This window comes from Klebsiella sp. CN_Kp100, assembly GCF_040065315.1.
In the GTDB taxonomy this organism is placed as follows: Bacteria; Pseudomonadota; Gammaproteobacteria; order Enterobacterales; family Enterobacteriaceae; genus Klebsiella; species Klebsiella oxytoca.
On sequence record NZ_JBEAIJ010000048.1, the window covers coordinates 22,224 to 47,986 of the forward strand.

Genomic DNA, 25,763 nt, shown 5'->3' on the forward strand with positions numbered 1-25,763 from the left:
GTATTTTTTAATAACGCGCTTCGCGGAACAGGCCGAGCGCTTCCTGCACGGGACGGTCCGAAAAGCTGAATAACACGGTATCTTCGGCGGAGATAAAAGAGACGGCGTGCCAGGTGGGCACCACGAAGATATCCTTTGCCTGGAAAGAAAATGTCTGCTCGCCGATAGTCACCTGGCCGCTGCCCTCTACCACGTGATAGATGGTGCTATCGGTGGTTTTTGCCGCTCGCGAGGTAAACCCTTTCGGCAGCAGCTGGAGAAAGGCGCCCATCGATGGCATCGGGTAGCCGCCGGTGACCGGGTTGACGTAACGCATCTTATAGCCGTCCCACTCGTCGGCATCCCCCATACGCGTCAGATCGTGCAGCGCTTCGCGGCTGCGGTCGTAGCGATAGTTAAAGATGGGCGAAGAGTTACCGACCTGATGGCGCAGCGGCAGCATATTGGCGGCGTAGCGCGGCAGATAATCCCCCTCTTTGCGGGTCACCGGCTGCTGATCCTCCGGATAGTCTTCCGCGAAACCGCAGCCCAGATAGTTCACCAGCGGCAGATCGAGGCCATCCACCCAGACAACCGGCTCATTGCCCTGGTTGCCGTGGTCGTGCCAGCGCCACTGCGGCGTCAGAATAAAGTCACCGGCCCGCATTTGCGTGCGTTCGCCATCGACGGCGGTAAATGCCCCTTCACCTTCAACCACAAAGCGCAGCGCCGACTGGTTATGACGGTGGCTCGGCGCCACTTCTCCGGGCATGATCAGCTGTAAACCGGCATACAGCGATGAAGTAATCGATGACTGTCCGCGCAGCGCCGGGTTCTCCAGCACCAGTACGCGGCGTATCGCCTCTTTCGCGCCAATCAGCTCGCCGCTTTTCAGCAGCAGCGGACGAATCTCCTGATAGTTCCAGTAAGCCGGCGCACAGGTAGGGTTCGGCGTTTTCGGGACCAGATGGTGCAGCGATTCCCAAAGCGGCGTCAGGTTTTGCCCGGAAATATGCTGATAGTAGTTCTGACGATCGTTGTTGATTTCCATGGAAGATTGGGACATGAGCATTCTCCTTATTTATTCACGATGCCCGCAGAAGGCAGCGCGGCAGGTACAGATGTTGGGTTGCGAACGGCAAGCGTCAGCAGGACAAGCATCACGGCGCTAACCACAGCCGGTACTGCGATAACAAAAAACAGGGTGTCAAAAGAGAAATTCATCGCCATCATCACGCCGCCGGAGAGCGAACCAACAATGGCTCCGCAGCGGCCAATCGCGTTTGACCAGCTCACGCCGGTCGCGCGGCTTTGGGTGGGATACAGCGTCGCGGTCAGAGCATTTAGCCCTACCTGCGAGCCGCTGATGCCGATACCGGTGCCGAAAATCGCCAGCGCCATCAGCCACAGACCGTTCTCGCTCAGGCCAATCATGACGATACAGACCGCCCCCAGGGCGTAACTCAGCGCCAGCACCCGGAAAGGGTTGAAACGGTCCATCAGCACACCGAGCAGCAGTGCGCCAAAGGTCCCGCCAATCTGGAAGGCCGCAGTCACCCAGGAAGCATGCTGTAAATCAATTCCACGATGGTTAAGCAGCGTCGGCATCCAGCTGGAGAGGAGATAGATAATCAGCAGGCTCATAAAGAACACGACCCACAACATCAAGGTGATGGGCAGCTGACGCCCGGCAAATAGCTGGCGGATGCTGCCTTTCGCGCCGGCGGCAGGCTCATCAAGCCAGAAATGGGTATCGGTATAGCGTTCGCCGGTTATCGCGCCAACGGTTTTGGCAATCATCGCTTGTGGCAGCTGACGACGGATCTGCCAGCGCGGAGATTCGGGAAGCAGCGGGATTAGCGCCGCCGCCAGCATCAGCGGTAGCACGCCCCCCAGCACCAGGATACCGGGCCAGCCAATCAGCGGCACCAGCTGCGCGCTGACCACGCCGCCGAACGCCGAGCCGAGGGTGAATCCACAGAACATCAGGGTCACCAGCGCCCCGCGCCGCCGGGCAGGCAGATATTCCGAAGTCATCGTAATGGTGTTAGGCATCGCGCCGCCCAATCCCAGCCCCGTCAGGAAGCGCAGGATCACCAGCGTCTCCAGGTCAGGGGAAAACGCGGAAAGCAGGCTAAACAGGCCGAATAGCGCGACGCAGAACTCGATGACCCGTTTACGGCCAAAGCGGTCGGAGAGCGGACCGCATAGCAGCGCCCCGGCGGTTAAGCCCAGCAATCCTGCGCCAAATAACGGCGCGAGATCGCCTGCGGTTAATTGCCAGTGGTGACGAATATCCGGGGCGATAAAACCAATTGCCGCAGTATCGAAACCGTCGAGCATGACCACCAGGAAACAGCAGATAATTACACGCCATTGCCGGGCGCCGACCGGCGCGGCATTAAGCAGTTTCTGTAGTTCGAGTCGTTGAGTCATCGTTATGCCTCAGTGCAGGTAGGGGAAGATGTTGTATTTATTTCTTTTATGTTGCGAGTTTGTAACCCAAGCAATGAAATGTACAATGGTATTTCGGGCATAGACATAACCTGGAGGTTATCGCTGATGGCAGGCTGGACGCAGAAACTGAAGCTGCACCATTTACAGATGCTGGTCGCGCTGGGGGAACAAGGCAACCTCACACAAGTGGCTAAAATGATGAATATTACTCAGCCGGCGCTCTCCAAATGGCTGAGCCAGTTTGAAGATGAAGTCGGCATGCCCCTGTTTGAACGTCACAGCAAAGGCCTGCGCCCGACAGAAGGCGGAAAGCTGCTGCTTCAACACGCCCAGCGGCTGATTAACGATATGTCGCGTTCGCAGTATGAAATCGAGCGTTTCAAACAGGGCGGACAGGTGGGGAGTCTGATGATCGGCTGTTCACCGGTGGCCACCGACTGCGTTTCGCAGGCGATCCTCGAACTGCTTAAAGAGATGCCGACCCTGCATCTTAATATCGAAGAGAAAGTCATGACGCCGCTGCTTAACGATCTACTCGCCGGGGTGATTGATGTCGTGGTCGGGCGAGTCGGCGGGCGGGCGCTGGAGCTGCCGCTGAGCTACCGGGTGCTCTACACCGAGCCGGTCTGCTTTGTCGCCCGCCCCGATCATCCTCTGGCGCAAAAATCGCAGTTAAGCTGGGCTGACCTCTCTCCGTGGCGCTGGATTGTCTGGCCCACCGGCACACCGATTCGCCTGAGCATCGACAACGCGCTGGTGGATAACGGCGTCATGCTGCCGGAGAACACCATTGAGTCCGCCTCGATGAACGTCACCAGCAACCTGTTACAGAGTAGCGATATGGTGTCGATACTCTCACTGCGCCTGGCGCAGCGCTATGCGGCCCAGCACCAGCTGGCGATTCTTAATTTGCCGCGCATTGAACAAAAAGGTAGCGTTGGGGTTTTCTGGCGAAAAAGTGAAGCGCCGTCGCTGGCGTTGAGCCGATTTCTGCACTGTCTGTCGCTGCAATCGACACACTGATAGCCGTCCGTTTTGCTGTTCCCCGTCTCTATTGCAGGTATGCGTAGAATTCATGATGTGATCGGTAGCACATTTTTGGCTTTAATTGTATGATGAATGCGGTTCATCAAGGGTTATTACCATGAGTAAATCACTGATTATTGTCTGGCAGTATGTGCGCGCTTTCGTGCTGATCTACGCCTGCTTGTATGCGGGCATTTTTCTCTCTTCACTCCTGCCGATCGCCATTCCCGGCAGTATTATTGGCATGCTGATTTTGTTCTTTCTCCTGGCGCTGCAGATCCTGCCGCCGCAGTGGGTTAACCCCGGCTGCAATATCCTGATTCGCTATATGGCGCTGCTATTTGTGCCTATCGGCGTGGGCGTTATGCAGTATTGGGATTTACTCCGCGCGCAGTTTGGCCCGGTAGTGGTTTCCTGCGCGATAAGCACGCTGGTGGTTTTTTTAGTAGTCAGCTGGAGCTCACACCTGGTTCACGGCGAGCGCAAAGTGGTTGGTCAAAAAGGAAGTGAAAAATGATCCATGAAATCTGGTGGTCGCTGCCGCTAACCCTTATCGTCTTTTTCCTCGCCCGCATGCTGGCGGCGCGATTCAAGTTTCCGCTGCTTAATCCGTTACTGGTGGCCATGGTGGTGCTGATCCCCTTTTTGTTGATCACCGGCATCTCCTACGAGCGCTATTTTCAGGGCAGCAAAATTCTTAACGATCTGCTGCAGCCGGCGGTGGTTGCGCTGGCCTTTCCTTTATATGAGCAGCTACACCAAATCCGCGCTCGCTGGAAATCAATCATCACTATCTGCTTTATCGGCAGCGTGGTGGCGATGGTCACCGGTACCACCGTTGCCTTACTGATGGGCGCAACGCCGCAGATTGCCGCCTCTATTTTGCCGAAATCGGTCACGACCCCGATTGCGATGGCGGTGAGCAGCAGCATTGGCGGCATTCCGGCGATCAGCGCGGTATGCGTTATTTTTGTCGGCATTCTCGGCGCGGTCTTCGGCCATACGCTGTTGAATGTGATGCGCATTCGTACCAAAGCTTCGCGCGGCTTATCGATGGGTACCGCCTCACACGCACTGGGTACCGCCCGTTGCGCTGAACTCGACTATCAGGAGGGCGCGTTCAGTTCGCTGGCGCTGGTACTTTGCGGGATTATTACCTCGCTGGTTGCCCCGTTTTTGTTTCCGCTGATCCTGGCAATAGCCGGATAGTTGTGATTTGAATCACAATTTAAAATGCAACGAGATAGAATTACATTAACAATGAGATGTTAATCACATATGTCGGCTATAAGCACCCGTACACTAGATTCCCATTACATTGTTATGAGGCAACGCCATGCACCCACGTTTTCAAGCTGTTCTTCCCCAACTGGCGGCGGACCTGCAAGCGGCCATCGCCCCGATGCTGGCCGACCCGCATTTTCCGGCCCTGCTCAATGCAGATCAGGTCGCTGCGCTGCAAAGCGCGACGGGGCTGGACGAAGACGCGCTGGCCTTTGCTCTGCTGCCGCTGGCGGCGGCCTGTGCGCGTACCGACCTCTCCCACTTTAACGTCGGCGCCATTGCCCGCGGCATCAGCGGTACCTGGTACTTCGGCGGCAATATGGAATTCCTCGGCGCCACCATGCAGCAGACCGTGCACGCTGAGCAAAGCGCCATCAGCCATGCCTGGCTGCGCGGCGAAAAATCCCTGCTGGCGATTACCGTGAACTACACCCCCTGCGGCCACTGTCGTCAGTTTATGAACGAACTGAACAGCGGACTGGCGCTGCGCATCCATCTTCCGGGCCGCGAAGCCCATTCGCTGCAGCACTATTTACCGGACGCTTTCGGCCCGAAAGATCTGAATATCAAAACCCTGCTGATGGATGAACAGAACCACGGCTTCCCGCTCAGCGGCGATGCGCTGGCCCAGGCGGCGATTCAGGCAGCCAACCGCTGCCATATGCCGTACAGCCATTCGCCCTCCGGCGTCGCGCTGGAGCTGAAAGACGGGACTATTTTCACCGGTAGCTATGCAGAAAACGCCGCCTATAACCCGACGCTGCCGCCGCTGCAGGGCGCGCTGAATCTGCTGAGCCTCAATGGTTACGATTACCCGGATATCCAGCGCGCTGTTCTTGCCGAGAAGGCCGACGCGGCGCTCATCCAGTGGGACGCAACCGCCGCGACGCTGAAGGCGCTGGGCTGTCATAACATCGATCGTGTCCTGTTAGGTTAGTCACATTCTGCGGGCCAAACGGCCCGCATTGTTGAAAATCCCCGCAATTAAACGATGGTTTCTTGCGCTTGCCCGGCGGGTAAAGTAGCCTGAAGCTTCCCTCGTCCACTATTGAGCCCGGTTCATGTTAAAGCGTGCGTTATACAGCCTGTTAGTCCTGTTCGGCTTGCTGCTGTTAACCGTGCTGGGGCTTGACCGCTGGATGAGCTGGAAGACCTCTCCTTATATCTACGATGAGCTACAGGACCTGCCCTATCGTCAGGTCGGCGTGGTACTCGGCACCGCTAAGTACTATCGTACCGGCGTCATCAACCAATATTATCGCTACCGAATTCAGGGCGCGCTGAACGCCTACAACAGCGGTAAGGTGAACTATCTGCTGCTCAGCGGCGATAACGCGCTGCAGAGCTATAACGAACCGATGACCATGCGCCGCGATTTAATTAAAGCTGGCGTCGATCCGGCGGATATCGTGCTGGACTATGCGGGTTTCCGTACCCTTGATTCGATTGTTCGCACCCGTAAAGTCTTCGACACGAATGATTTTATTATCATTACCCAACGCTTCCACTGCGAGCGGGCGCTGTTTATTGCCCTGCATATGGGTATTCAGGCGCAGTGCTACGCGGTGCCGTCGCCGAAGGATATGTGGAGCGTGCGCCTGCGCGAGTTTGGCGCTCGTTTCGGCGCGCTGGCCGATCTCTATATTTTTAAACGCGAACCGCGATTCCTGGGTCCGCTCATCCCGATCCCCGCGCTGCAGGAAGTCCCGGACGGCGCCCAGTCCTACCCGGCGGTCACGCCGCAGCAGCTGATGGATCTGCAGAAAAAAGAGAAGTGAAGCCGCCATAAGCGAACGTGAAAACTGGCGTCTTACCGAGCGGGAATACTTTTCTGATTACGCGAGTGAATATCGGGATACTGAGGATATATACCCTACCTGATTCAGGTTGCAGGAAGGCGGCAAATTATCATTCCGAAAAAGCAAAAGGCAGACGCCTGAACTGACGCCTGCCTTCATTCACTACTCTTATTTCTTACGTGCGTACTTCAGTGAATCCAGCGCCACGGCGAAAATAATAATGGCCCCTTTGATAATGTACTGCCAGTACGGGTTGACGCCGATATAGGTCAGACCGTAGTTAATGACGGTGAAGATAATCACCCCGGTTACCACGCCGAACACGGTGCCGACGCCGCCGCTGAACGAGACTCCGCCGACCACGCACGCGGCAATCGCATCCAGTTCATACATAAAGCCGAGGTTGTTGGTCGCCGACCCGATGCGCCCCGCCTCCAGCAGCCCGCCGAACGCGTAGAACACGCCGGAGAGCGCGTAAATCATCAGCAGGTTCAGCGCGACGTTCACCCCGGAGACCTTCGCTGCTTCCGGGTTGCCGCCGATAGCAAAGATGTTTTTACCAAAGCGGGTCTTGTTCCACAGGATCCACACGAAGAAAACGGCAATCAGCGCGTAGAAAGTGATATACGACAGACGGAACGAGCCCAGCGCTACGAACCCTTGGGCAAATTGCGAAAAGTGACTATCAAAGCCGGAAATCGGCGACGCGCCAACGAAGTCGTAATACAGCGAGTTAATACCGTAAACGATGATCATCGTACCGAGGGTGGTGATAAATGGCGTCACGTTCAGGTAGGCAATAATAATACCGTTGATAAGCCCAATCACCGCGCCGATCGCACAAACCAGCAGGATAACCAGCGGAATCGGCATCGTGGCCATGTCCGGGAACACTTTGTTGGCGTTGTCCACCGCCTGTAGCATCGTGGCGGCGATAACCGCCGCCAGGCCGACCTGACGCCCGGCCGAAAGGTCGGTCCCCTGAGTGACGATAAGCCCGGCAACACCGAGCGCGATGATAATACGCACCGAGGACTGGGTCAGAATATTACTTAAATTCAGCAAACTTAAGAAAGTCGGATCCTGGAAAATAATGATGGCCAGCAATACTAAAAGAACGACGTAAATCCCACCCTCTTTCAACCAGGTGAGAAAACTCTTTTTATTTAACGCACTCATGAGAAGCCCCTGATCTTAAAGGTGCAACGACGCAAGACGGAGAATTTCGTTTTGCGTGGTAGTTTTAGTCTCAACAATTCCGGCAACAAGACCATTGCTCATCACCAGAATACGGTCGGTAATACCCAGCAGCTCCGGCATCTCGGAGGAGATAATAATGATGCCTTTATCTTTTTTGGCCAGTTCGGCGATCAGCTGATAAATTTCGAACTTGGCGCCAACGTCAATGCCGCGCGTCGGTTCATCGAGCATCAGAATTTCCGGCTGAGTTAATAGCCAGCGACCAATAATCACTTTTTGCTGGTTACCACCGGATAACGAACCAATTTGCGTATGCTGCCCCGGAGTTTTCACGCGCATTGAATCGATGACCCATTGGGTATCGCTTTTCATGCGTGAATTATCCAGCAAGCCGACCTTATTTTTGTACTTCTTAATATTGGAGATCAGCGAGTTAAAACCGATATCCAGATACGCATAAATCCCCGTCGAGCGACGCTCTTCGGTCACCAGCGCAAAACCATGGTTGATGGCTTCATTGGCGTTATGGTTATTAATCTTCTTACCGTGCAGCTTGATTGTCCCGCCGGACTTCTCGCGAATACCAAATAACGTCTCGACGATATCGGTACGTTTCGCCCCTACCAGCCCGGCGATACCGAGGATTTCGCCTTTGTGCAGGTCGAACGAGACATCGCGGATTGACGGCTGACGCAGCGAGGTTAAATTACGCACCTCAAGAATTATCTCGCCCGGCTTATTTTCCCGGGTCGGGAAGCGCTGAGTGAGGGAACGGCCCACCATCATCGCGATAATCTTATCCATATCCAGCCCTTCCAGCGGCTGGGTGGCGATCCACTGGCCGTCGCGCAGAACGGTAATTTCATCGCATAGCTGGAAGATCTCTTCCATTTTGTGGGAAATGTAGACAATGCCGCAGCCGCGCTCTTTCAGCTTGCGGATAATGGTAAACAGATGATTGACCTCTTTTTCGGTTAACGAAGACGTCGGCTCATCCATAATCACAATTTTGGCGTTATAGGAAAATGCCTTCGCAATTTCAATCATCTGCATTTGCGATACCGATAGCGTCCCGACGCGAGCGCGTGGGTCGATATCAATATCCAGCTCGTCAAAAATCGCTTTGGTATCACCATACATTTTGTCCTGATCGACAAACATACCTTTGGTGGGATAGCGCCCCAGCCACATGTTGTCCATCACCGAACGTTGCAATACCAGGTTTAATTCCTGATGAACCATTGAAATACCGTTTTCCAGGGCTTCTTTTGCCGAATGGAAATCGATCTCTTGTCCCTGAAAAAGAATACTGCCGGAATCTTTTTGATAGATCCCAAAAAGGCATTTTAATAATGTTGATTTGCCCGCACCGTTCTCCCCCATTAATGCATGAATAGAGTGGGGACGAACCTTGAGGTTCACATTATCGAGAGCCTTGACGCCAGGAAACGATTTGTTGATGTTGGTCATTTCCAACAAATATTCGCCTGACCGTTCGCTATTATTGCTGACCATAGTTATACCTGGCTGCGTGCATGCATACCCCAGCCGTCGAATTAACGACGGGCCGGGACGGATTCGGTATCAGGAATAATCGGGCGTACAGCGCGTACGCCCGCGGCTTATTAAGCTGTTACTTACCGATAAACTCGCTCAGATTATCTTTATCAACGCCCACGTACGGTACGCGGACAATCTTATTATCAATTTTCCAGTTAGTACCGGCAGCCGGTTCTTTACCATCGGCGAGGTTTTTCGCCAGATCGAAGGTCGCTTTCGCCTGGTTGTTAGCATCGTTCAGTACGGTTCCCGCCATGGCGCCGGATTTCACCAGCGCTAAGGCTTCAGGCAGAGCATCGACGCCGAATACCGGGATGCTGCTCTTATTGTGCGCTTTCAGCGCTTCTACCGCGCCCATGGCCATCGCGTCGTTATTGGCGATAACGACTTCAATTTTGTTCGCGTTCGGGCCGGAGAGCCAGGCATCCATCTTATCCTTCGCCTGCGCGGTATCCCACATGGCGGTATCTAACGCCAGCTGCTGGGTTTTCAGCCCTTTATCATTCAGCTCTTTAATCACGTAGGTGGTGCGCGCTTCGGCATCCGGATGGCCCGGCTCGCCTTTCAGCAGGACAAACTGAATCTGGCCATCTTTATTCAGGTCCCAGTTCGGGTTCGCTTTCCAGTGCTTGGCAATCAGATCGCCCTGAATTACGCCGGACTCTTTAGAATCAGTCCCGACGTAGTATGCTTTATCGTAGCTATCCAGCGCCTTGCGGGAAGGTTCTTTGTTAAAGAATACCACCGGCACATTCTGGCCACGGGCTTTATCGATTACCGTACCCGCCGCTGCGGGGTCAACCAGGTTAATCGCCAGCGCCTTCACCCCTTTTGCCAGCAGGACGTCAATCTGATCGTTCTGTTTGGACTGGTCGTTCTGCGAGTCATTCATCAGCAGCTGAACATCCGGCGCTGATTTACCGTCTTTTTCGATTGCCTTACGCACCACCGACATAAAGTTGTCGTCGTATTTATAAATCGTCACGCCGATACGCGTATCTGCGGCGTGAGCGGCGGCGCCGAATAACATGCTAGCCATTACAGCAGACAGGGTTAACACCTTCTTATTCATGGAATCTCCGGTTTTATTATGCAGGGTCTTTGGAGTGAAAACGGCTGGCGAGTGTTACATTGATGTTACCGCACAGCGACATTCACGACTTTAATTCTGTCTTCCGTGTAGGGTAACGCTCCTGAAAAACGGCTTAATTAATCGTTTAACCGCCGATTACTGCTGTAAAAGTGATTAATCACCGTGACATAGTATGTTCAGACTTGTAAACGCAGCAATCATAGTCAGCTTAATGTTAACAAACTGTGAAATCACTCACATATTGAAAGCGGTTACATCAGCCAGATAATTAGTTAGTGATCGGCCCCACAATTTGCCTCTGCGCTACCGAATGTCGACGCACCAGCGTCGGCATAAAGCAGTGGCTGGCTTCGCGATCCAGCTTCCCGGCAGCCCCCTGCAGCGCCAGCTCTGTCGCCAGTTTTGCCATCGACATGATCGGGTAGCGCACCGTGGTCAACTGCGGGTCGGTGTAGCGCGAAATGGGAATATCATCAAAACCAATCAGTGAAAGGTGCTGCGGCACGGCAATACCGTTATCTTTAAGCGTCGTTAGCGCCCCGGCCGCCATGCTGTCGTTATAGGCAAAGATCGCGGTCAGGCCGAGGTTACGCCCCAGCAGCTCTACCATCGCCGCTTCCCCGCCCTGCATATCCGGCGAACCTGAGCCTATCCAGCCGTCGGGAGCGATAATGCCTTGCTCATGTAACGCCCTGCTCCACCCTTCCCGACGTAAATCATCATCTTCAATACCGTGATTAGAAGAGAGGTAGCCGATGCGCTGGTGGCCATGATTGAGCAGCATGCGGGTCGCCATCAGCGCGCCGCTGACGTTATCCAGCCCGACGCAGCGGTGGGCGTATCCCGGCACGATGCGGTTAATCAGCACCATTCCCGGCATGTGCTCCATAAAATCCCCCAGCTCCGCATCGCTCAACGCTTTGGAGTGAACGATCAGCGCCGAACAGCGCTGGCGAATCAGTACTTCAATGGCGTTACGCTCTTTTTCCGCTTCATGATAGCTATTGCCGATAAGCACATATTTTTGATGCTGCTGGGCGACGGTATCTACCGCTTTGACCAGCGCGCCAAAAAAGGCGTCCGACACGTCCATCACGACCACGCCGATGGTATCGCTGACCTGGGTCGCCAGCGCCTGCGCGTTGGCGTTGGGCCGATAGCCCAGCAGCGTTACCGCCTTCATTACCGCTTCTCGCGTATCCGGGCTCACCAGCGCGCTGTTATTCAGCACGCGCGAAACCGTAGCCACGGAAACCCCCGCCTGACGGGCGACATCACGAATGGTGATCATGCTCACCGACCTTTAGGGAATTGCAGTACGTCACACTCACCTCCTGTGTTCAGCAAGGTGGCTATTCTGGCAGCGACGCGCCGCACGCTACGTGAGTGAAGTCACAGGGATGGAAACGGTTACATCCATTTTGTTAATGATTGTGATCCAGATCGTTATCTGGATGTATCTTTTAATGATGTCCCCGACGCACGCAGGGTTAATTGACGCCATAGCCACTCAACGGGACCCTGACGGAAATGACGTAGCCAAAGCCACGAAAAGAGAAGATTAATCGCCCACACGGCCGGTACGAAGGACAGCAGCTGTAGGCGGTCGTACTTCATAAACAGGCCGAAGCGGTAAAACAGAGTGGTGCAAATCAGGGTTTGCAGCAGATAGTTGCTCAACGCCGTGCGCCCGACGCAGGCAATGGCCCCCACCAGACGAAATTTCGCCAGCTGCGGCCAGAAGCCCCAGGCCAGCGCCGCGTAGCCGATAGTCTGCAGCGGCGCGCCCAGCTCGCGCGGCGCCTGTAGCAGAAATGCGCACCAGCGAGGATCCCAACCGAGATGCCACTGGGCGAAAATAGAGGGTAAATTAACCGCCATGCCGCCAGCGATGAGCAGCGCGCCGGTGCGCCGGTAGTGGCGAAGACTGAACTGCCCTTTCAGCCAGCCGCTGCGCATCAGCGCGGCCCCCATCAGCATCATCCCGGCCAGCTGCCAGCCGTATTGCGCGCCCAGCGCCAGCAGGTTATCCGACAGCATATCCGCACGATTACTCACCGCTTCAAAGCCGCCTTTCAGCTTCCAGTAATGTTCGTACTGTAAATTCGCCGCGTCCGGCACCCACGAACGATTAGGCGAATTGCCGGAGATTAATCCCAGCAATAGCAGTACCGCCACGCCGATGACATACAGCACCACGCCGGTATTAAATAGCGATTTAACATCGTGAGCATCGCGTATCATCCGCCAGCCCACCAGTCCTACCAGCGCATAGGCCAGCAAAATATCGCCGTCCCAGAAAAAGAGACCGTGGATAAAGCCCAGCAGCGCCAGCAGCGTCAGGCGCGACTGGATCCAGCGCTTGCCGCGCGGCAGCAGAAGCTGAAGCCCGGCGCCAAACAACAGGGCGAACAGGGTCAGGAATTTGACCTGCGCCAGCAGATCGAGAATCGCCCAGGTCCAGGCGTCGCTATCGGAGATGCTCCCGGACCACGCCGGGTTAAGGTAGGCGGCCTTCGGTAAACCGAAGGCGCTGATATTCAGTAGCAGGATACCGAGGATGGCGACGCCGCGGACGAAGTCCAGCGTGACATTTCTCTCCATGTACCCTGCTCCGTTTTAGTTGTGGTGACGTACGGCGCGCAGGAACTCCTGGCGAGTATTCTGGCTGGATTTAAACAGGCCGCCCAGCGATGTGGTGGTGGTGGCGCTGGTTGCATCGCGAATACCGCGCGCTTTTACGCAGTAGTGAACCGCATCGATGGAAACCGCGACGTTGCTGGTTCCCAGCAGGGTCTGCAGCGCGGTAAGGATCTGCTGCGTCAGTCGCTCCTGCACCTGCGGGCGCTGGGAGAAGAACTGCACGATACGGTTGATTTTAGACAGACCAATCACCGAATCTTTCGGGATATAGGCCACCGTCGCTTTACCATCAATCGTAACAAAGTGGTGTTCGCAGGTGCTGGTCAGGGTGATATCACGCACGGTGACCATTTCATCAACCTGCATCTTGTTTTCGATGACGGTGATTTTAGGGAACCGGGCGTAGTCCAGGCCGGAGAAAATCTCATCGACGTACATTTTGGCGATGCGATGCGGAGTCTCCATCAGGCTGTCATCACTTAGATCAAGGTTTAACAGCTGCATAATCTCGGTCATGTGTCCGGCGATCAGACGCTTGCGAGTTTCATTATCAATTTCTTGTACTGGCGGACGCAGCGGCGTCTCCAGCCCACGAGCGACCAGCGCTTCATGAACGAGTATGGCTTCTTTACTCAGTGATGACATTTTTATTCTCCTGCAGGTGTGGCGCTCTTTGCTCTTCTGAGGGCAAAGTTTGTATTCATTGTGCGTGAGGTGACGCACAGAATCCAGTAGCCGCATCGATAATTGTTGAAATTGGCGTCACCTCTCGTTCCACGCTGCCAGACCAGCGCACTACGATGCGTCACGCAACGCCCTGCTCACCTTGCCGCAACCAACTCAATCGCCGCCGATAGCGCGATTCCGGCGCGACGACAACGTCAGCATGTTGGTTAAAAGTTGCATTAATGATGCAATACGTTCCGAAAAGGAGGAAGTGAAAGTTACTCACCAGCGCATGAAATATCTGTATTATGGAAAATTACGCCTGAGACACTTAAGGAGCCCTGCATGGAACTGCTCGAAGAGCACCGCTGTTTTGAAGGTCGGCAGCAACGCTGGCGGCACGACTCCGCCACGCTGAACTGCGCAATGACCTTCAGCATCTTTCTCCCCCCCGAGACCGCAGACGCGCCGCCGCCGGTTGTCTACTGGCTCTCCGGCCTGACCTGCAACGATGAAAACTTCACCACCAAAGCGGGCGCTCAGCGCATCGCCGCCGAGCTCGGCATTGCGCTGGTGATGCCGGACACCAGTCCGCGCGGTGATAACGTTGCCGACGATAGCGCTTACGATCTGGGCAAAGGCGCGGGCTTTTATCTCAATGCCACCCAGGCGCCGTGGTCAGCACATTTCCGCATGTACGATTACCTTCGCGACGAGCTGCCGCAGCTGATTGCCCGCGAGTTTACGCTCAGCGATCGCTGCGCCATCAGCGGGCATTCCATGGGCGGCCACGGTGCGCTGGTGATGGCGCTGAAAAATCCGGGCCGCTTCGTCAGCGTATCCGCCTTTGCGCCTATCGTTAACCCGACCCAGGTTCCCTGGGGCAAAAAAGCCTTTACCGCCTATCTGGGAGCGAATGAAGCAGACTGGCAGGCCTGGGACAGCTGCGCGTTAATGCAGGCCAGCAGCGAGTCAGATGCGATCCCAACCTTGATCGACCAGGGCGATAACGATGCATTCCTCGCCGAACAGCTGCAGCCGGCGGTGCTGGCGGAAACCGCGCGTCAGAAAAGCTGGCCGTTAACGCTACGTATTCAGCCCGGGTACGATCACAGCTACTACTTTATCGCCTCATTTATTGAGGACCACCTGCGTTTCCATGCCCGGCACCTCTTCTCCTGATCCTTCAATGCGTCGTGAAGCCCCTTCCCGGCGCATTGATACGCAAAATGCCTCAGCATCCAATAGTCATAAAAACTAATAAATACAGAGAGATAGTGTATTTTCCGTCGTCGGGGGTATGATTTTTGGCGGCGCTTGAGGCTTTCGCCTCAGGGCAGGATTGAGTTTTACCGTTGTGCTGAGGCAGAAAGAAGAAAGCCCCGAAGGTAATGTAATCACCCATGCACTGCACCCATTTAGTTGGACTCTCAAACTGGAGAGTCCTATGCCCGGCCGTAAATATACCCTCGAAGAACGCCTTGAAGTCGTTATGCACTATCTTGCTAGCGACTGAAGGCTATCGGTTAACTTCAGCTCGTTTCAACGTTCCCAGAACCCAGGTGAGAATCTGGGTTGCAGCCTATGATGCTTATGGAGAAGAGGGATTAAGGCCCAGAGATAAGGGCGTGTCCATCGATCCTGAGATCAGCATTGAAGCTGTAAAAGCCGTGCTTTCAGGCCAGATATCCCAGACTCAGGCCGCGACTAAATTCAATGTTGCAGGTGCGTCATCTGTCGCCAAATGGCTAAAAGTATACAAAGAGCAGGGTGAAGAAGGGCTTCGCTCACTCAAGGTAGGCACAAAAAGGGTATCTTACATGGCTGAACACCCTGAACTTATTGAAGCCGCAGAGGAACGATCAAAAGCGCAACGGATTCATGAACTGGAAAGGAAAGTCAAACGTCTTGAATTACAGATACTTTATTTACAAAAGCTGAAAGCCTTAGTTCGGTAAGAGATAAGGTTCGTGTTGTTGACGAACTAAGGCAGCATTACCCGCTTGAGCAACTACTGAATATTACCCGGATACCCAGGAGCACGTTTTACTATCATCTTAAGGCACTTCGGTCTCCGGGAAAATACGATGAGATAAATCGTCGAATCAGTGAGATATATGATGAAAACCAGGGCCGCTATGGCTATCGACGAGTAACGCTGGCGCTCAGGAGAGAGAGGGGAGTAATCAACCATAAGGTGGTTCAACGCCTGATGAATGCTCTCGACCTTAAAGCCGCAATCAAAGTAAAACGCTACACCTCCTGGCGTGGCGAACGTGGGTGTGCTGCTGACAACCTCCTGCAACGAAACTTCAAAGCCAGCCGGCCCAATGAAAAATGGGTCACAGATGTCACCGAGTTCGCCGTTAATGGCCGCAAACTCTATCTTTCTCCCATCATCGATCTCTTCAATAACGAAGTGATTTCCTACAGTATTTCAGAACGCCCGACAATGCCGATGATTGACGACATGTTGATTAAGGCATTCGCCAGAATGGACGCAAAGAGCAAACCAGTTCTTCACTCAGATCAGGGCTGGCAATACCGGCATCGGTGGTATCAGTATCAGTTGCGGGAGTTTGGTGTTCTGCAAAGCATGTCGCGCAAAGGAAACTGTCTGGATAATGCCTGTGCGGAATGCTTTTTCGGGACGTTAAAATCAGAATGCTTTTACACCCGTAAATTCAACGATGTTGACGAACTGAAGGGCGTTCTTGAGGATTACATTCATTATTACAATACCCGACGAATCAGCCTTAAATTTCACGGGCTAAGCCCGGTTGAATATCGCCTGAAGACCTACCCGCTGCGAATTTAACGTGCTGATTTTCATTAGGTAAGCACCATAAAGAAACTAATGATAAGGCGTAATCACCTTACGCAGGATTTTTACATTTCTGAAGATGGTGCTAAAGACGCCATACGGTTATCAAGCCTACATAACGGCGGGCATTAAGGGGGACAGGTCCGCCAGGAGCGAACAACGGACATAGTCCGCTACGAGTCGCGTCTCATCAGAAATTCGTCATGGAACTCCCCATTAACGCATAGCGCAGCGGTATCAGTCGCCCACTCTGCGAACCCGAAGGAACGATAAAGTGCATATGCAGCCCGGTTAGTTGTAACTACTGACAACTTTACGGTTTTGGCTGAACTGGCAGCTTCCAGCGCCGTATCCATGAGTCTGGCTGCAAGCCCGGAACCTCTCTTCTCGGCGCGAACATACATTCCCCAGATATTCGCAACATGACTCAGCTTTGGTAATGGGCTTCTATTTACGCCAATCATTCCCTGCAAGGTGTTATGAACATCAAAACCGCCGAAGACATGACTGGTTCGTAGTTGTTCGGCAAAGAAATGCAGTGGCTTCTGGCTGAATTCTTCATAAGACGCACCAAAGGCCTCAGGATGAAGCCGTAAAGCCTCCAACCTCAATTTCCTGAAATCGTCCAGATCGCTCTCGATTATTCTCCGTACTGTAAATGCTTCCACTGATGACTCCTTGCTAAGCCAGATTTATATATAGTGTCAGAACCTGAGTAATCTAGCATGAGTGTTCATATTAAACTTCCGCTTTTGGCACGAAGCGGACATTACTGTTTTCAAGATCCTTTCTGCCGTCAGTTAGCCCAGTCTTCCAGAATTAGTCCAGGCACACGCTCAAACTCTCGCACGTTGTTCGTCACCAGTACGGCGCCGGCGGCGATAGCATGCCCGGCAATTGCCGTGTCGTTCGGACCAATTGGCGTCCCGGCCGCAGTCAGTGCGGCCTTAATCTCCGTGGTTGCGTCCACCGCGGCGCGGTCCCAGGCGAGGATTGCATCGAGGCGGGCGCAGAAAGCTTCGACAAGCAGGCCGTGGCGGGGGGATGCCTTCTTTCCGATCGCACCGAAACGCATCTCGGCATAGGTGATGGCCGAAACCACGATGCGGTGATTACGCAGTACTGCCTGTTCTAGCCGTTTGATGACAGCTTCCGGTTGCTCACGCATGATAAATGAGCAAATATTGGTGTCCAGCATATAGGTTTTGATCACAGGTCAAATCGTCCTTCATCGCTGACAATGTCACCACGCTCGGCCATAAAGTCTGAATCGGCTTTTTCGAGCTGAGTAAACGAACCCCATGTTGGTCGAACGGGACGAAGGATGATGCTGTCACCTTCCCGGACGATTTCCAGTTCGCTCACTCCCTCAAAATCCAGGTCTCGGGGCAGACGGATAGCACGATTATTGCCGTTTTTAAATATCGATACGGTTCTCATAGTATTTCTCCTGATTAACTGGCTTTTCAGCATATGCTAAGTATAGGTAGATGTTGAGCATATGTATAGATGTGACTTTTTAGGCATGATATAAGTGCGCATGCCAAAATGTTCTACATACCTCAATTATTCTTTCTTCACCTAAGATCTGAATAACCAGAACCGGATCTAACTCAACTAACTGGTGCATTACAGGTGGTTGCAGAATCAGGGAAGCGCATGGAGTAAAAAGCAGCTGAATGGATTATTTGGCTGTGGAAGGATTTATTTAGCTTTTGCAGGAAACAAAAAAGAGCCCATGTATTCCATGGACTCTTTCTGAGATACCTCGATTATTCTGTCCAACTTTTGGGGGTCAGTACACCACGAGGCTATCTGCATGCTTAGACAACATCAGGTTAGTCTCTTACCCGCCGAAAGGCAAGGAGAACAAACCATGAAGGTAGCGCCCAACGTCCCGATCTGGTGTCTGCTCATCGTGTGTATACCCGTCATACTTCAAGTTGCATGTGCGTTGGCTTCCTCGCTCGCCCCAGTCACTTACTTAAGTAAGCTCCTGGGGACTCCCTGCGTCGCCGCCTTCCTGCAACTCGAATTATTTAGGGTATATTAGAAATAATTGCGGCAGTATTCGTGCCATTATTCGCCCCGGTAAGTAGCCACCTGAGCGCCTTTAACGAGGGCTGGCAGGGAAATCTGCCAGCCCTCTTTTATCGCCCGGTTAGAAGCGGTAATCGACGGCCATAAAGTAGCGGCGACCTTCTTCTGTATAGCTGTAGTCGTCGCGGCTCAGATCCTTATCGCCGACGTTAAGCACCCCGGAGCGCAGCTTGACGTTTTTGGTGACGTTCCAGGCCGCGCCGATATCAAACATGGTGTAGCCCCCGGGCGTTTTGCCCGTCGTGCTGACCGAACGCTGTTCGCCGGTATAGTTGGCGGTGACGTAGAAGGACCAGTCGTCCAGCGGTTTCCAGTCGAGTGTGCCGTTAGCCGTATGGAACGGCAGCGTCTGCAGCGGTTTATCGCCGCCGTTACTCAGGTCGCGACCATCGTTATAGGTGTAGTTCACCGTCAGCTTCCATTCATCGCCAAACGGTACTTTCAATTCCGTTTCTACCCCTTTGATTCGCGCCTTATTGACGTTGAAGTAGCGGAAGACCGGCACGCGTTTCCCGTTCACCGTTTTCCAGCCGACAAAGTTCGGATAGCCCGGCGCTTCGCTGGCGCTGGAGGTACGCAGAATATCGATCATATCGTCAACGTTGTTCTGGAAGGTGGTGACGCTTCCTTCCACGCCTTCAAGCCAGCCCTCTTCGCCGCGATAGTACAAACCCAGCTCGAAGCTTTCGCTGGTTTCCGGCTTCAGATCCGGGTTACCGATAATGCTGCACGAACCGCGGCAGGAGTTGGTGGTCCAGTCCGGGTTCAGCTGCAGCAGCGATGGCGCTTTAAATGCCGTCGCCCAGCCGCCCTTCACGGTCACGGTATCGGTAGCGTTATAGACCAGATAAGCACGCGGGCTCCAGTGATCGCCATAGGTCTGATGATCGTCCATACGGATGCCGGTGGTTAAGGCCAGAGGTTCGATTATCCGCCATTCATCTTCCAGGAACAGCGCATACTGGCTGGCGGAAGTGGATTTACCGCCGCTGCTCAGGTTGACCGGATCCTTCAACTTATCGTGGCGCCATTCGCCGCCGAAGGTCAGCAGCTGGTTAATCATTCCCAGCGGCAGAACGTATTTGCCATCCACCGCGTTACTCTCAGAAGTGATGGTGCCGGCCTGTCCGGGATTTTTATTATCCACTTTCTCGCCGTAGAATTTCAGCTCGCTATTGCCGACATCCCAGCGGCCGTTGTGGCTCAGGGAGTAGTTCTGCCGTTCAAGGCGGTTGCGGTCGAGAGAGTCGGAATCACGATCCTGGCGATCAAAACCGTAGCCTGCGGTAATGTCCTGATTATCATTGGGCGTCCAGGCGAATTCGACATTTCCGTCGCGGCTGGTGAAGCCTTCAATACGCGGCGTTTCGCCAGCTGCGTTGCTGGAAGCCTGCTGATCGTCCTTGGCGCGCTTTGCCAGGCTGCCGTAGGCCTTCATTCCGAGCACACCGTCAATCAGCGGGCCGCTGGTAAAGAACTGACCATTGTACGTATCGCCGCGATCGCGGTGTTCCTGAATGGTGGTGTCCGCGCTGAGGGTGCCGGTCCACTGCTGGCCGACTTTTTTAGTGATGATATTCACTACGCCGCCGAGGGCGTCGGAACCATAGAGGGAAGACATCGGCCCGCGCACGACTTCGATACGCTCAATGGCATCAACCGGGATCCAGTTAAGGTCAAAATCATTGTGGCGGAAAACGGCGTTGCGCGAGTTAACGCGTTTGCCATCAACGAGGATCAGCGTATAGCCGCTGCTGAGGCCGCGAATACTCACCCCCTTGCGGTTATCCCCTTCGTTGGTGAGCTGCACGCCCGGCACTTCCCGCAGTACATCCTTCAGGTTTTGTACCGGTCTACGCTGCAGATCCTGTTGGGTGATAACGCTAATACTGGCGGGCGCATCTTTGACGCTCTGTTCAGTTGCCGCAGCGGTGACGACCAGCGTTTCTTCATTAACGTCGGCCAGCGCCGGAAACGCTAAGGATACGACGGACGCACATAATCCGGCCCGGACAAAAGGGTTTAGCCTGAACATTCCATATCTCCATGAGGTGTACAACAAAACAAACAAAAAAGGTGCTGCTCACAGGTACTGTCGGCATACCGCTCTAACGGCGGCGTGCGCGCAATTTTTTACAGTAGATGTGGCTGGTCGCCCCTTGTCAGTTTGAGTGTCTGCAAGATACGGGGATTGGCTTCATCCTGAATTTGGCGAAAATGATAAAGATAATGATTACAATTATCAATACAATTATGGAGATCTGTATCAATTTGTAAGAACTGGAGACATAAAAAAACCCTCTCATTGAGAGGGTTTTATCTGACCGAGCAAGCTAACCTTAGCCTTTGAAGCGATCCGGGAACTTCATTTCACTGTAGCGCACAAAGCGCGTTCCTTTCGCCAGCTTGTAGCCAAACCAGATGACCAGGAACAGCGGAATGCCGATATAGGTTGCCGCAACGCCGCCCCAGTCGATGGTGTCTTTGAGGAACGCTTCGTAGTTCTGCCCCAGGGTAATGATCAGACACAGGACGAACGCGAAGATCGGCCCCAGCGGGAAAAAGCCTGAACGGTACGGCAGGTTATTCAGATCGTTCCCCTGCATGACGTAGCCACGACGGAAGCGATAGTGGCTGATGGCAATCCCCAGCCAGGCAATAAAGCCGGTCATCCCCGAGGTGTTCAGCAGCCACAGGTAAACGGTCTGGTTACCGAACATTGAGCTCAGGAAGCACAGCGCAGCAATCACCGTGGTGGCATACAGCGCATTACGCGGCACGCCGCCTTTTGACAGCTTAGAGAAAATACGCGGCGCTTTGCCATCGCAGGCCAGGGTATAGAGCATGCGGGTGGACGCATACATCCCGGAGTTACCCGCCGACAATACTGCAGTCAGAATAACCGCGTTCATAATCGCCGCCGCTGACAACAGCCCTGCGTGCTGGAATACCAGCGTAAACGGACTGACGGAAATATCTTTCACGTCGTTACGCAGCAGGCTCGGGTCGGTATAAGGAATAATCAGACTGATGATCAGGATGGCGAACACATAGAACAGCAGGATACGCCAGAACACCTGACGCACCGCGCGCGGGATGTTCTTCTCCGGGTTTTCCGATTCGCCGGCCGCGATGCCGATAAGCTCGGTTCCCTGAAATGAGAAGCCGACAATCATCGCCACGCCAATCATCGCCGCAAAGCCGCCCGCGAACGGCGCATCGTCGACAACCCAGTTGCTCCAGCCCGCAGGCTGTGCGCCTTTGAAGATGCCGAAGATCATCATCACGCCGACAATAATGAAGATAATGACGGTGGCGACTTTGATCAGCGAAAACCAGTATTCCGCCTCGCCAAAGCCTTTTACCGAAATCCAGTTCAGCAGGAACATGATCCCGAGGAACAGCGCGCTCCAGATCCAGCCGGGCGCGTCCGGGAACCAGTAGGTCATCACCAGCTGAGCGGCAACGAGGTCAACGGCGATGGTCACCGCCCAGTTGTACCAGTAGTTCCAGCCCAGCGCGAAGCCAAAACCTTCCTCGACGTAATTTTGCCCATAGGTAGCAAAAGAGCCGGAGACCGGCATAAACGCCGCCAGCTCGCCGAGGCTGGTCATCAGGAAATAAACCATCAGGCCGATGAGAATATAGGAGAGCAGCGCCCCGCCTGGGCCTGCCTGAGAAATCGTTGCGCCAGAGGCAACAAAAAGACCTGTACCTATGGAACCGCCAATAGCGATCATGGTCAAGTGGCGCGCCTTCAGTTCACGACGTAAACCGGGCGCTTCTGTGGTTTTAGTATCCGAAACCATGTGAAAATGCTATCCATCCAAAAAACGAGGCGAGATTGTAGCAGAGAGTCTGTGATCCATCCGATACAAATGCAAAGTTATAAGAGAGCTTCATGATCGACTGCCGATTATTAGTAAAGAACAAATCCGCCATTAGCACAAATAATTGCACAAACCAGAGGGATATCGGGCAAACTTCCGCGAAATTCCACGGAAGGAACTGACGATGAAACGCAAGAACAAGCGCAAACGCCGCACCATGTCGCTCGCTGAGGGAGTCTACGCAGCTTGCTTTTGCTTCATTCTTTTTATCATTGGCTTCTATCAAAGCATCAAAATTATTGAAGAGTGGTACTTCCGTCCGGATTATATTGTCGACAGCGCCGACTCGCTCTTCTCCGGCATCCTCTTCCTCGGTCTGGCACTGCTGATGGCGCTGATTGCCGCCTGCACCGCCAGCGGCACGCCTGGCGAGCGCTACGCCACGCTCCTGTTTTTGTTCTTTATTGCGATGGGGCCGGTGTGGTCTGTCAGCCTTTATGTCCTGCAATACGTCACTATTGAGCACTATAAAAGCCCACAATTTGGCGTGTGTATCAGCAAAGGCGGCCATGGGACCACGTATATGTACGTCAGGAATAGCCGCTGGTGCCAGCATTTTGGCTACACCATTATCAGGCCATCGCCCGATGAGCGAGGAAACAATTGATGCGCAAAGTGCAACCGCCGCCTCAGTATGACTGGCCTGTCTGGGTCGGCGTTTCGCTGATTTGCCCTCTGCTTGCTTTGTGCTCTCTTTACCTGGCAGGCGACTATTTCACGCTACTCAGGCTGCCACGGGCGCCGGATTTCTGTTCGCAGAATATTTTAAAAGCAAACTTTGTCTGCCTGGGGCCTGCGCTGCTGATATTGAGCATAGAGGGAAATAAAAAACTCTTTTTCCCCCAGGCTGCGCCGCTACCTTTTGCAACCCCCATCGTCAGGTCTTGCCTTTACCTGACGCCGCTATTGCTGCTCACCGCAAATACGCTGATTCTGGTTTTACATTTCACCCTTTTTAGCCCTGACCGCTATATTCGCTGCTGGGAACCTTATCCATGGGGAACATGGTATTACGCGAAAACAGCGGATATTTGCGTTCAACACGGGCTGGCGCCGGTGCAAAACCTCGCGTATCAGGTTGCGATCTCGCAATAGCTCAGGAAACGCTGTAATGCCTTGGAAATATGCTTCTGGCGGTGATGAATACGCCACAGGGTGCGGGTTAAGCGCGGCAGTGGAATCTTCAGCGCCACCAGCGATCCCACTTCAAGCTGCTCCGCAACCACGCGTCGCGACAGGCAGCTAATGCCCAGACCATGGCGCACCGCGTGCTTGATGGCTTCCGAATTACCCAGTTCCATTCCAAGATGAAATGCCGGTAGATGCGATAATAATAAATAGTCGACAATTTCCCGGGTCCCGGAGCCGTGCTCGCGTAGAATCCACGGCGCCTCCGCCAGCCGTTGCAGCGTCACCTCCCGTTCCAGCAGCGGTGAATCTGGCGCGGCAAAGACCACCAGTTCATCTTTCAGCCAGGGTTCGGCGATAATATCCGCCGCGTGGCAGGGACCTTCAATCAACCCGATATCCACCCGCAGATCGGCCACCGCGTTGATCACGTCCTGGCTATTGCCCACACTCAGCTCCAGCGGTAAATCCGGCAGGTCGCGTCGATAGCGCGCAATGATCTCCGGCAAGATATAGTTGCCGATGGTGCTGCTGGCGTAGACGCGAATCGCGCCGTTGTCGCCGCGAAACAGCTGCTCTATCTCCAGCGCCCGCTCCAGCAGCGCCAGCGCCCGCGGATAGAGCAGCCTGCCGTGTTCGTTGACCACCAGCCTTTTCCCGACGCGGTCAAACAGCTGCACTCCCAACTGCCCTTCAAGATCGGTCAGCGCGGCGCTGACCGCCGACTGCGACAGCGCCAGCATTTGCGAGGCCTGGGTCGTCGACCCGCTTTTCAGAACTTCAGCAAAAACTTCCAGCTGCCGTAGCGTAATATGCATGATTTTTCCTGCCTTTATAGACGACCCGACATTCGCGGCTAAGGCTTATACACATCGTGCTCAAACCGCGAAACTGCTCGTTTACCACTTATTACGATTAATTATAAATATATAATCAATTTTATATTTAAACCAGCGCGTCGTATGCTTTTCCCAGACAAAGGAGAAGGTTATGACAGCACTCACTTTACCGACTAAACATCGCCCATTGCGGCACTTTGCACCTGGACTGGCGCTGACCGCCCTGCTCACCGGCGCAGCGCTGTGGGCCGGTAGTTTTCCGGCAATCGCTGGCGCGGGCTTCAGCGCCCTTACGTTGGCCATTTTGTTCGGCATGGTCATCGGTAACACGGTTTACCCGAAAATCTGGCTGCCCTGCGACGGCGGCGTACTCTTTGCCAAACAGCACCTGCTGCGCCTCGGCATCATTCTATACGGCTTTCGCCTGACGTTCGCCCAGATTGCCGACGTTGGCGTCAGCGGTATCGTGATTGATGTGCTGACGCTTTCCAGCACCTTTTTTATCGCCTGTTTTCTTGGGCAAAAGGTTTTCGGCCTCGATAAACATACCAGTTGGCTGATTGGCGCCGGTAGCAGCATTTGCGGCGCGGCAGCTGTCCTGGCGACGGAACCAGTCGTCAAAGCGGAGGCCAGCAAAGTGACGGTCGCCGTGGCCACGGTGGTGATTTTCGGTACCATTGCTATCTTCCTGTACCCGGCGATTTATCCTTTCCTGGCGCACTGGTTTACGCCGGAGGCCTACGGCATCTATATGGGTTCGACGATGCATGAGGTTGCCCAGGTTGTCGCCGCCGGCCACGCCGTAAGTCCGGATGCGGAAAACGCGGCGGTGATTGCAAAAATGCTGCGCGTGATGATGCTGGCTCCGTTCCTGCTGTTCCTTGCCGCTCGCGTGAAGCAATTAGCCCCGGCAAACGGCGGCGAGAAAAGCAAAATCACCATTCCGTGGTTTGCGATCCTGTTTATTCTGGTGGCGGTATTTAACTCCTTCCACCTGCTGCCGAAAGCGGTAGTTGATATGCTGGTGACCCTGGATACCGTGCTGCTGGCGATGGCGATGGCTGCCCTCGGCCTGACCACCCACGTCAGCGCGCTGAAAAAAGCCGGCGCTAAACCGCTGCTGATGGCGCTGATGCTCTTTGTCTGGCTGATTGTCGGCGGCGGCGCGATTAACCTTGCTATCCACAGTCTGATGGCCTGAGCCTCCTCAATACTCAGGTTGTATTAAGGATGATGTAACTCTCCGGCTAAGCCGCTATCATTACCCTCCCCCCA

The 25,763-nt window shown here is 54.2% G+C and carries 23 protein-coding genes and 1 pseudogene; 10 read left to right on the forward strand and 14 right to left on the reverse strand.

Translation table 11 applies throughout. The features are described 5' to 3' along the window. Nucleotides 1-7 precede the first annotated feature (7 nt). Entirely contained in the window at nucleotides 8-1,045 is a 1,038-nt protein-coding gene (gene gtdA / locus ABLV12_RS21970; RefSeq protein WP_004103869.1) for a gentisate 1,2-dioxygenase, read from the reverse strand. An 11-nt stretch (nucleotides 1,046-1,056) separates the two neighbouring features. Further along, nucleotides 1,057-2,415, reverse strand: coding sequence for an aromatic acid/H+ symport family MFS transporter (locus ABLV12_RS21975; RefSeq protein WP_023329875.1), 1,359 nt, complete (start codon nucleotides 2,413-2,415; stop codon nucleotides 1,057-1,059). 126 nt (nucleotides 2,416-2,541) lie between these two features. Between ABLV12_RS21975 and ABLV12_RS21980 the strand changes: the two genes are divergently transcribed. From ABLV12_RS21980 to sanA, 5 genes are all read left to right on the forward strand, one after another. Next, entirely contained in the window at nucleotides 2,542-3,459 is a 918-nt protein-coding gene (locus tag ABLV12_RS21980; RefSeq protein WP_004103873.1) for a LysR substrate-binding domain-containing protein, read from the forward strand. Nucleotides 3,460-3,580: 121 nt separating this feature from the next. Next, complete coding sequence (locus tag ABLV12_RS21985; RefSeq protein WP_004103875.1) at nucleotides 3,581-3,979, forward strand: CidA/LrgA family protein; 399 nt, start codon at nucleotides 3,581-3,583, stop codon at nucleotides 3,977-3,979. Beyond that, on the forward strand, nucleotides 3,976-4,671 hold the full coding sequence (locus ABLV12_RS21990) for a CidB/LrgB family autolysis modulator (RefSeq protein ID WP_004103877.1): 696 nt from the start codon (nucleotides 3,976-3,978) through the stop codon (nucleotides 4,669-4,671). Before ABLV12_RS21985 ends, ABLV12_RS21990 begins: the two co-directional genes overlap by 4 nt. 127 nt (nucleotides 4,672-4,798) lie before the next feature. Then, the gene (gene cdd, locus ABLV12_RS21995; protein WP_004103882.1) at nucleotides 4,799-5,683 is read left to right on the forward strand and encodes a cytidine deaminase; all 885 of its coding nucleotides are present in this window, start codon (nucleotides 4,799-4,801) and stop codon (nucleotides 5,681-5,683) included. A gap of 124 nt (nucleotides 5,684-5,807) precedes the next feature. Next, complete coding sequence (gene sanA / locus ABLV12_RS22000; RefSeq protein WP_004103884.1) at nucleotides 5,808-6,524, forward strand: outer membrane permeability protein SanA; 717 nt, start codon at nucleotides 5,808-5,810, stop codon at nucleotides 6,522-6,524. 189 nt (nucleotides 6,525-6,713) lie between these two features. Here the strand turns inward: sanA and mglC are convergent, their stop codons facing one another. The 6 genes from mglC to folE form a co-directional block, all read right to left on the reverse strand. After that, nucleotides 6,714-7,724 (reverse strand): galactose/methyl galactoside ABC transporter permease MglC, encoded by a 1,011-nt coding sequence (gene mglC / locus ABLV12_RS22005; protein ID WP_004114089.1) that lies wholly within the window; start codon nucleotides 7,722-7,724, stop codon nucleotides 6,714-6,716. A 15-nt stretch (nucleotides 7,725-7,739) separates the two neighbouring features. Further along, nucleotides 7,740-9,260, reverse strand: coding sequence for a galactose/methyl galactoside ABC transporter ATP-binding protein MglA (mglA, locus tag ABLV12_RS22010; RefSeq protein WP_004103886.1), 1,521 nt, complete (start codon nucleotides 9,258-9,260; stop codon nucleotides 7,740-7,742). Nucleotides 9,261-9,378: 118 nt separating this feature from the next. Then, nucleotides 9,379-10,377 carry a galactose/glucose ABC transporter substrate-binding protein MglB gene (mglB, locus tag ABLV12_RS22015; RefSeq protein WP_004103888.1) on the reverse strand — a complete coding sequence of 333 codons (999 nt, stop codon included), beginning with the start codon at nucleotides 10,375-10,377 and terminating at the stop codon, nucleotides 9,379-9,381. A gap of 289 nt (nucleotides 10,378-10,666) precedes the next feature. After that, a complete protein-coding gene (galS, locus tag ABLV12_RS22020) occupies nucleotides 10,667-11,689 on the reverse strand; it encodes an HTH-type transcriptional regulator GalS (protein ID WP_004103891.1) in 1,023 nt (340 codons plus the stop codon). A 155-nt stretch (nucleotides 11,690-11,844) separates the two neighbouring features. Further along, nucleotides 11,845-13,002 (reverse strand): DUF418 domain-containing protein YeiB, encoded by a 1,158-nt coding sequence (gene yeiB / locus ABLV12_RS22025; RefSeq protein WP_032728554.1) that lies wholly within the window; start codon nucleotides 13,000-13,002, stop codon nucleotides 11,845-11,847. A gap of 15 nt (nucleotides 13,003-13,017) precedes the next feature. Continuing rightward, nucleotides 13,018-13,686: a GTP cyclohydrolase I FolE gene (gene folE / locus ABLV12_RS22030; RefSeq protein WP_004103895.1), complete on the reverse strand. Its 669-nt coding sequence runs from the start codon at nucleotides 13,684-13,686 to the stop codon at nucleotides 13,018-13,020. Nucleotides 13,687-14,052: 366 nt separating this feature from the next. On the opposite strand from folE, the gene fghA reads away from it, so the two are divergent. Then, nucleotides 14,053-14,889: an S-formylglutathione hydrolase gene (fghA, locus tag ABLV12_RS22035; RefSeq protein WP_004103897.1), complete on the forward strand. Its 837-nt coding sequence runs from the start codon at nucleotides 14,053-14,055 to the stop codon at nucleotides 14,887-14,889. A 265-nt stretch (nucleotides 14,890-15,154) separates the two neighbouring features. Further along, nucleotides 15,155-16,525, forward strand: a pseudogene (locus ABLV12_RS22040) (IS3 family transposase). A 179-nt stretch (nucleotides 16,526-16,704) separates the two neighbouring features. Here ABLV12_RS22040 and ABLV12_RS22045 read toward each other — a convergent pair. The 5 genes from ABLV12_RS22045 to ABLV12_RS22065 all read right to left on the reverse strand — a co-directional run bounded on the left by ABLV12_RS22045 (nucleotide 16,705) and on the right by ABLV12_RS22065 (nucleotide 22,440). Continuing rightward, complete coding sequence (locus ABLV12_RS22045) at nucleotides 16,705-17,199, reverse strand: N-acetyltransferase (protein ID WP_064396312.1); 495 nt, start codon at nucleotides 17,197-17,199, stop codon at nucleotides 16,705-16,707. Between the two features lie 128 nt (nucleotides 17,200-17,327). Next, a complete protein-coding gene (locus ABLV12_RS22050) occupies nucleotides 17,328-17,744 on the reverse strand; it encodes a PIN domain-containing protein (RefSeq protein ID WP_064396313.1) in 417 nt (138 codons plus the stop codon). After that, nucleotides 17,741-17,971 carry a type II toxin-antitoxin system VapB family antitoxin gene (vapB, locus tag ABLV12_RS22055; protein ID WP_064396317.1) on the reverse strand — a complete coding sequence of 77 codons (231 nt, stop codon included), beginning with the start codon at nucleotides 17,969-17,971 and terminating at the stop codon, nucleotides 17,741-17,743. Before vapB ends, ABLV12_RS22050 begins: the two co-directional genes overlap by 4 nt. Nucleotides 17,972-18,692: 721 nt before the next feature. Next, nucleotides 18,693-20,666, reverse strand: coding sequence for a catecholate siderophore receptor CirA (gene cirA / locus ABLV12_RS22060; RefSeq protein WP_004114107.1), 1,974 nt, complete (start codon nucleotides 20,664-20,666; stop codon nucleotides 18,693-18,695). 304 nt (nucleotides 20,667-20,970) lie between these two features. Then, nucleotides 20,971-22,440, reverse strand: coding sequence for an amino acid permease (locus tag ABLV12_RS22065; protein ID WP_004103903.1), 1,470 nt, complete (start codon nucleotides 22,438-22,440; stop codon nucleotides 20,971-20,973). Between the two features lie 205 nt (nucleotides 22,441-22,645). Here ABLV12_RS22065 and ABLV12_RS22070 point away from each other — a divergent pair, with 205 nt between their 5' ends. Both ABLV12_RS22070 and ABLV12_RS22075 read left to right on the forward strand, forming a co-directional pair. Continuing rightward, entirely contained in the window at nucleotides 22,646-23,128 is a 483-nt protein-coding gene (locus tag ABLV12_RS22070) for a hypothetical protein (protein ID WP_023321335.1), read from the forward strand. After that, nucleotides 23,128-23,616, forward strand: a complete 489-nt coding sequence (locus ABLV12_RS22075; protein WP_016809573.1) for a hypothetical protein — start codon at nucleotides 23,128-23,130, stop codon at nucleotides 23,614-23,616. The genes ABLV12_RS22070 and ABLV12_RS22075 overlap by 1 nt, the downstream gene beginning before the upstream one ends. Here the strand turns inward: ABLV12_RS22075 and yieE are convergent. Then, nucleotides 23,595-24,467 (reverse strand): DNA-binding transcriptional regulator YeiE, encoded by an 873-nt coding sequence (yieE, locus tag ABLV12_RS22080; protein ID WP_204724293.1) that lies wholly within the window; start codon nucleotides 24,465-24,467, stop codon nucleotides 23,595-23,597. The two genes, ABLV12_RS22075 and yieE, sit on opposite strands and share 22 nt — an antisense overlap. 172 nt (nucleotides 24,468-24,639) lie before the next feature. Between yieE and ABLV12_RS22085 the strand changes: the two genes are divergently transcribed. Further along, nucleotides 24,640-25,689: a YeiH family protein gene (locus ABLV12_RS22085; protein WP_064396321.1), complete on the forward strand. Its 1,050-nt coding sequence runs from the start codon at nucleotides 24,640-24,642 to the stop codon at nucleotides 25,687-25,689. Nucleotides 25,690-25,763 lie beyond the last annotated feature (74 nt).

Bases quoted from the DNA above. Each gene is read 5' to 3' on its own strand.
- gtdA (WP_004103869.1), bottom strand. From the start codon at position 1,045: ATGTCCCAATCTTCCATGGAAATCAACAACGATCGTCAGAACTACTAT.
- ABLV12_RS21975 (WP_023329875.1), bottom strand. From the start codon at position 2,415: ATGACTCAACGACTCGAACTACAGAAACTGCTTAATGCCGCGCCGGTC.
- ABLV12_RS21980 (WP_004103873.1), top strand. From the start codon at position 2,542: ATGGCAGGCTGGACGCAGAAACTGAAGCTGCACCATTTACAGATGCTG.
- ABLV12_RS21985 (WP_004103875.1), top strand. From the start codon at position 3,581: ATGAGTAAATCACTGATTATTGTCTGGCAGTATGTGCGCGCTTTCGTG.
- ABLV12_RS21990 (WP_004103877.1), top strand. From the start codon at position 3,976: ATGATCCATGAAATCTGGTGGTCGCTGCCGCTAACCCTTATCGTCTTT.
- cdd (WP_004103882.1), top strand. From the start codon at position 4,799: ATGCACCCACGTTTTCAAGCTGTTCTTCCCCAACTGGCGGCGGACCTG.
- sanA (WP_004103884.1), top strand. From the start codon at position 5,808: ATGTTAAAGCGTGCGTTATACAGCCTGTTAGTCCTGTTCGGCTTGCTG.
- mglC (WP_004114089.1), bottom strand. From the start codon at position 7,724: ATGAGTGCGTTAAATAAAAAGAGTTTTCTCACCTGGTTGAAAGAGGGT.
- mglA (WP_004103886.1), bottom strand. From the start codon at position 9,260: ATGGTCAGCAATAATAGCGAACGGTCAGGCGAATATTTGTTGGAAATG.
- mglB (WP_004103888.1), bottom strand. From the start codon at position 10,377: ATGAATAAGAAGGTGTTAACCCTGTCTGCTGTAATGGCTAGCATGTTA.
- galS (WP_004103891.1), bottom strand. From the start codon at position 11,689: ATGATCACCATTCGTGATGTCGCCCGTCAGGCGGGGGTTTCCGTGGCT.
- yeiB (WP_032728554.1), bottom strand. From the start codon at position 13,002: ATGGAGAGAAATGTCACGCTGGACTTCGTCCGCGGCGTCGCCATCCTC.
- folE (WP_004103895.1), bottom strand. From the start codon at position 13,686: ATGTCATCACTGAGTAAAGAAGCCATACTCGTTCATGAAGCGCTGGTC.
- fghA (WP_004103897.1), top strand. From the start codon at position 14,053: ATGGAACTGCTCGAAGAGCACCGCTGTTTTGAAGGTCGGCAGCAACGC.
- vapB (WP_064396317.1), bottom strand. From the start codon at position 17,971: ATGAGAACCGTATCGATATTTAAAAACGGCAATAATCGTGCTATCCGT.
- cirA (WP_004114107.1), bottom strand. From the start codon at position 20,666: ATGTTCAGGCTAAACCCTTTTGTCCGGGCCGGATTATGTGCGTCCGTC.
- ABLV12_RS22065 (WP_004103903.1), bottom strand. From the start codon at position 22,440: ATGGTTTCGGATACTAAAACCACAGAAGCGCCCGGTTTACGTCGTGAA.
- ABLV12_RS22070 (WP_023321335.1), top strand. From the start codon at position 22,646: ATGAAACGCAAGAACAAGCGCAAACGCCGCACCATGTCGCTCGCTGAG.
- ABLV12_RS22075 (WP_016809573.1), top strand. From the start codon at position 23,128: ATGCGCAAAGTGCAACCGCCGCCTCAGTATGACTGGCCTGTCTGGGTC.
- yieE (WP_204724293.1), bottom strand. From the start codon at position 24,467: ATGCATATTACGCTACGGCAGCTGGAAGTTTTTGCTGAAGTTCTGAAA.
- ABLV12_RS22085 (WP_064396321.1), top strand. From the start codon at position 24,640: ATGACAGCACTCACTTTACCGACTAAACATCGCCCATTGCGGCACTTT.